The following is a 5,279-nucleotide window of genomic DNA, read 5'->3' as shown; positions in this document are numbered from 1 at the left end:
GCCCAAGCCACATCAACTGCTCGCTGTCCGCCTCCAGCCGTGCGTCCAGCGTGAATCCGGCCTTCAGGCCCGGCAGCATCGGCGTTTCCCTTGCTTTTCTTGTTTTCCTCAAACGCAGGAACGCTAGAGCGGCGGCAGGGGGGCTGCAAGCGAATCATTGCGCCCCTCACGCTTTGGTGCGCCAATTCCATATTTTTGCGATTTCTGCGGCGCACTTGCATTTCGTCGCGCAATTGCCGATATGGAAAGCGGGAGGTTGGTGGTGGACGATCCACTCGCCAACCGGGTCAGGTCCGGAAGGAAGCAGCCCTAACGAGCCCGGAACGGGTCATTGTTCCAGCCTCCCACCTCATCGGCCCCTCTCGCGACATTGACGACGCATTGCAGCGCGGGCGAGACTATGCGCAGGAATCGGCCGCCTTCGGGCGCGGCCATTTGGAGCTTTACGGGCGTATGAGCGAAGCCGGAAATTCGGGACCAAAGAGCCTGGAGATAGGCAAGGCCGCCGCCTATCGCGTGCTGGCACGCAAGTACCGTCCTTCGAACTTCTCCGAGCTGGTCGGCCAGGAGCCGATGGTGCGCACCCTCACCAACGCCTTTGCCACCGGCCGTATCGCCCAGGCCTGGATGCTGACCGGCGTGCGCGGCGTCGGCAAGACGACGACGGCGCGCATCCTCGCGCGCGCCCTGAACTATAAAACCACTGATATCGACCAGCCGTCGGTCGACCTTGCCGTCCTCGGCGAACATTGCCAGGCGATCATGGAAGGCCGCCATGTCGACGTCATCGAGATGGACGCCGCCTCGCACACCGGCATCGACGACATCAGGGACATCATCGAGCGCGTGCGCTACGCGCCGGTCTCGGCCCGCTACAAGGTCTATATCATCGACGAAGTGCACATGCTGTCGACGCAGGCCTTCAACGGCCTTCTGAAGACGCTGGAAGAGCCGCCGCCGCACGTCAAATTCATCTTTGCCACCACCGAAATCCGCAAGGTTCCGATCACCGTCCTGTCGCGCTGTCAGCGCTTCGACCTGAGGCGCATCGACGCCGGCGCGCTGGTCGGGCATCTCGCCTCGATCTCGGCCAAGGAGGGCATTTCGGTCGACGACGACGCGCTGGCGATGATCGCGCGCGCCGCCGAGGGCTCGGCTCGTGATTCGCTCTCCATCCTCGACCAGGCGATTGCCCATGGCGCCGGCTCTGTCGGCGCCGACGCGGTTCGGGCGATGCTGGGGCTTGCCGACCGCGCCCGCATCGTCGACCTGTTCGAACATGTGATGAAAGGCGATGTGGCGGCAGCCCTTGGCGAATTCCGTGCGCAGTACGATACCGGCGCCGATCCGGCCGCCGTGCTGACCGACCTTGCCGAATTCAACCACCTCGTCACCCGGCTGCGTTTCGTGCCGACGGCCATCGAGGATGCCTCGCTATCCGAGGACGAGCGGCAGCGCGGCGCCGATTTCGCCAGGACGCTGTCGGTCAGGGTGCTGTCGCGGACGTGGCAGATGCTGCTCAAGGGCATTCCAGAGGTGCAGTCCTCCAACCGGCCGGTCAGTGCCGCCGAAATGGTGCTGATCCGGCTGGCGCATGCCGCCGACCTGCCGACGCTGGACGAGGCGTTGAGATCGCTTGAAGGCGCCGCGCCGGTGCAGAATGGCGCGCTGCGCCCAAATGGGGCGCCCGCAGGGGGAGGAGGCAACGGCAACGGCGTCAGCGCGGTGGCGCAGACGCGCATGCCGTCTGGCCCGGGCGGCGCGCAGACCATGCGGCTGGTCGAAGCCTCGCCTGCGCCCGTTGCCTACGTCGCTCCGCCGGAGCCGGTCACGGAGGCGCAATCGGCGCCGCTGAAATCGCTGGCCGACATCATTGCCCTGGCAGACGCGCAGCGCGACATCGCCTTCAAGGTGCTGGTCAAAAGCTGCATCCGGTTTGTACGCATCGAGCCCGGCCGCATCGACGTTGGCCTGACCAGCGATGCGCCCAAGATGCTGCTCAACGACCTGACGACGAAATTGCGCGCCTGGACCGGTCGCAGCTGGCTTGTCTCGCTGTCGAAGGAAGAGGGCGGCCAGACGCTCGCCGAAATGGAATCGGCCAAACGCGAGACGGCTTTTCTCGATGCCAAGAGCGACCCGACAGTGGCCGCCATCCTGGCGCGCTTTCCCGGTGCCAAGATCATCGATGTGCGCATTCCGGACGCGCCGGAAGCCGAAACGGCAGAGGCCGAAGTGCCGGTCGAGCCGCCGGCTGACGACGATGAACCCTGATCCAGCCACGAATCCGCAAAGGACCCGACCATGAAAGATCTTCTCGGCCTGATGGGCAAGGCGAAGGAAATGCAGGCCAAGTTCCAGGCCATGCAGGACGAGATCGCCACGCTGGAAGCGTCCGGCCAGGCCGGCGGCGGCCTGGTCAATGTGACGCTGACCGGAAAATTCGAGATGAAGTCGTTGAAGATCGATCCGTCTCTGTTCAAGGAAGACGATGTCGAGATCCTGGAAGACCTGGTGCTGGCCGCTCACAACGACGCCAAGACCAAGGTCGAGCAGATCATGCAGGAAAAGACCAAGGCGCTGACCGCGGGCCTGCCGATCCCGCCGGGAATGAAACTGCCCTTCTAGCCTTCGGTGCGGCCATGGCCGAAGAGCCGTCCGAAAGACTGATCGAGCAGCGTATCCGCAACAGGATCTACGAGATCCTGGAAATCCTGGCCGATTGTGACGACGGCGTCGATCTCGTCGGCATCAAGGGTTATTTCTATCTGTTCGAGGATTTCCTCCATCGCCCATCGATCGAAGCCGGCACATCGGCGCTTTCGAAGGACGAGCGCGCGATCGTGCTGGAGATCGCCGAATTCCTCGAGGCGGCAAGCGAGACAAATCCGGACTTCACCAAGGCTGAGTTCATAGACAGCGACTGGCCGGGAAAGATCGCGCCGACGGCCAGGGAGGCGCGGACGCTGTTCCTCCGGCGCGGCCTGTTTTCGGAGAGGGTCGAGGAGCTTGAGCCTGGCCAGCCGGCCGCGATAGCGGCCGGGCGGTAGATCGCTTCAGGAAAAATCGCGTGGTGCTTTCCCTTGGGGCAATTGCGGCGAAACAAAGAGAGAGCGGTCATCGCTTTTGTGAAATGACGGCTCGATCTATCTGGAAAGCCACGAAATTGTGCCAATTTGGCAACAGTACGTTGTTAATAACGTTTTGGCCATCATTTTGCCCGAAAGTGTCTCATTCTTGCCGCAGCCTGGGGGCGGGCACGAAGTGAGAGGGTTACCTGTTGATTTCCACGCGATGGAAGACGCCGCTGTTGCTCGGCGCCGTCATTTCACCCCTGTTTTTGGCTGCCTGCAGCCAGACCACTTCACACGGCATGTCCGTCGCCAGCCTGACCGACGCCATCACGCCGGGTTTCCTGAGTTCAGGGGCCTACAGCCACACGCCGAAGGACAAGGAATGCCTGGAACGGGCGATGTTCTTCGAGTCGAACCGCTCGAGCCGCGACGGCATGATCGCGGTCGGCACGGTGGTGATGAACCGGCTGCGCTCCGGCAACCATGGCAGCACCATCTGCCAAGTGGTGGGCGAGCCCGGGCAGTTCGCGCCAGGTGTCATGACAAGGCCGATGAATTCACGCGCAATGCCCGATGTCGAGGAAGCCGCCGACGCGGTGCTGAAGGGCGAGCGCAAGTCCAAGCTCAAGAACACCATGTTCTTCCACACAGCCGGCCTCCGCTTCCCCTACAAGAACATGCACTACACCATGGTTGCCGGCGGCAATGCCTTCTACGAGAAGCGCGGCCGCAACTGGCAGCCGCTGCCGGATGAGCCGCAGGTCGCTATTGCCTCGGCGGCGCCCGACAAGTCAGCCGCGCCGGTGACGATGGTCGCGTCCGCCGAGCCGGTGCGTCCAGCCAGGACGGCAACCGTTCGATCCGCTCCCGCCCAGCAGACCTATGTGACCGCCGCCGCCGCGCCGGCCGCGAAATCCGCGCGTGTCTCGCAAGAGCCGACGGTGGTGGCGATGCAGGAGCCGATGGAAGAGCCGGATGCCGCGCGTTTTGGCGGAAGCTTGAACACAAGGGTCATCTCGTCGGTTCAAGACGCGCCGCAAGAGGCGTCGATGGGGTTCCAGTCGACGCCTGAGAACACAGACGCCATTGGCGCGATGATTGTCAGCCAGGGCCGGCCGCTCGAGACCAACTGATCTGCGCCCCGCGGTCCGCCAAGGCCCAATATGGCGGTCATGCGGATGCAGATGTTCCAAAGCGCTCTGAAAAATCCTGGAGCGGTTCACCGTTTCGCGGAAACGGTGAACCGCTCCAGCTTTTCGTTTTGACGCAATTCCGGACGGAAAACCGCTTCGCACTTTTCCTGGAATTGCTCTAGATCAGAGCGATGTCGAAGCGAATCGCCGGTCCCGAGATCGAACGTCTGATCCAGCTCCTGGCCAAGGTGCCGGGGCTGGGACCCCGTTCGGCCAGGCGTGCCGCCCTTCATCTGATCAAGAAGAAAGAGCAGCTTTTGTCGCCCCTTGCCGCCGCCATGGCCGAGGCGGCCGACAAGGTGCGCATCTGCTCGACCTGCGGCAATGTCGATACATCGGACCCTTGCATGATCTGCACCGATCCGCGCCGTGATGCCGGCACCATCATCGTCGTCGAGGACGTCTCCGACCTGTGGGCGCTGGAGCGCGCGGCGGCGATGAATGTGCGCTACCACGTGCTCGGCGGCACGCTGTCGCCGCTCGACGGCATCGGCCCCGAGCAGCTCAACATGCGCTCGCTGGTTGATCGCGTCGCCGGCGGCGAGGTCAAGGAGATCATCCTTGCCGTCAACGCGACGGTCGAGGGCCAGACGACCGCGCATTACCTCACCGACCAGTTGTCCGGCTTCGACATCAAGGTGACGCGCCTTGCGCATGGCGTGCCGGTCGGCGGCGAACTCGACTATCTCGATGAGGGCACGCTGGCCGCGGCGCTGCGTTCGCGGACGGCGTTTTGACAAAGTTGCGGCAGAGGATGCGGGTCATGATTTTTGCGCGTCCTTCCAGGCTGGTGCCAAGCACCCCCCTCGACAGGACGGAGAGGGGTGCGAAGGAACGCAAACCTCTCAGATTGGTTCTGTTTTCCTTTTTTGCAGTTCTTCTCTCGGTCTTTTCCACCCCCGCCTCCGCCGCAAAGATCGACGACCAGTTCCGCGCCTGGCTGCAGAACGACCTCTGGCCACAGGCCAAGGCGAAAGGCATTTCCAAAACCACCTTCGACGCCGCCTTCGAC

Annotated in this window: 5 protein-coding genes, 1 other RNA gene and 2 pseudogenes; 7 read left to right on the top strand and 1 reads right to left on the bottom strand. The window is 63.4% G+C overall.

The annotated features are described in order from the left end of the window. A pseudogene (locus EN925_RS41665) lies at nucleotides 1-79 on the bottom strand (HIT family protein); the annotation flags it as partial. Between the two features lie 172 nt (nucleotides 80-251). Between EN925_RS41665 and ffs the strand changes: the two are divergent. The 7 genes and pseudogenes from ffs to EN925_RS21990 all read left to right on the top strand — a co-directional run. Further along, nucleotides 252-348, top strand: an RNA gene (gene ffs, locus EN925_RS22020) — signal recognition particle sRNA small type. 105 nt (nucleotides 349-453) lie between these two features. Beyond that, a complete protein-coding gene (locus EN925_RS22015) occupies nucleotides 454-2,274 on the top strand; it encodes a DNA polymerase III subunit gamma/tau (RefSeq protein ID WP_127368036.1) in 1,821 nt (606 codons plus the stop codon). Nucleotides 2,275-2,304: 30 nt separating this feature from the next. Continuing rightward, nucleotides 2,305-2,628, top strand: a complete 324-nt coding sequence (locus EN925_RS22010; RefSeq protein WP_013527931.1) for a YbaB/EbfC family nucleoid-associated protein — start codon at nucleotides 2,305-2,307, stop codon at nucleotides 2,626-2,628. Nucleotides 2,629-2,642: 14 nt separating this feature from the next. Beyond that, nucleotides 2,643-3,050: a hypothetical protein gene (locus tag EN925_RS22005; protein ID WP_127368035.1), complete on the top strand. Its 408-nt coding sequence runs from the start codon at nucleotides 2,643-2,645 to the stop codon at nucleotides 3,048-3,050. 230 nt (nucleotides 3,051-3,280) lie between these two features. Further along, nucleotides 3,281-4,207 (top strand): cell wall hydrolase, encoded by a 927-nt coding sequence (locus tag EN925_RS22000; RefSeq protein ID WP_013527929.1) that lies wholly within the window; start codon nucleotides 3,281-3,283, stop codon nucleotides 4,205-4,207. 191 nt (nucleotides 4,208-4,398) lie between these two features. Further along, nucleotides 4,399-5,004, top strand: coding sequence for a recombination mediator RecR (recR, locus tag EN925_RS21995; RefSeq protein WP_013527928.1), 606 nt, complete (start codon nucleotides 4,399-4,401; stop codon nucleotides 5,002-5,004). 26 nt (nucleotides 5,005-5,030) lie between these two features. Then, a pseudogene (locus EN925_RS21990) lies at nucleotides 5,031-5,279 on the top strand (lytic murein transglycosylase); the annotation flags it as partial.

The organism is Mesorhizobium sp. M7A.F.Ca.US.006.04.2.1 (assembly GCF_004022915.1).
Lineage (GTDB): Bacteria > Pseudomonadota > Alphaproteobacteria > Rhizobiales > Rhizobiaceae > Mesorhizobium > Mesorhizobium ciceri.
Note: the sequence above shows the minus strand (reverse complement) of the source record. Positions and strands in the feature narration are given on the sequence as shown.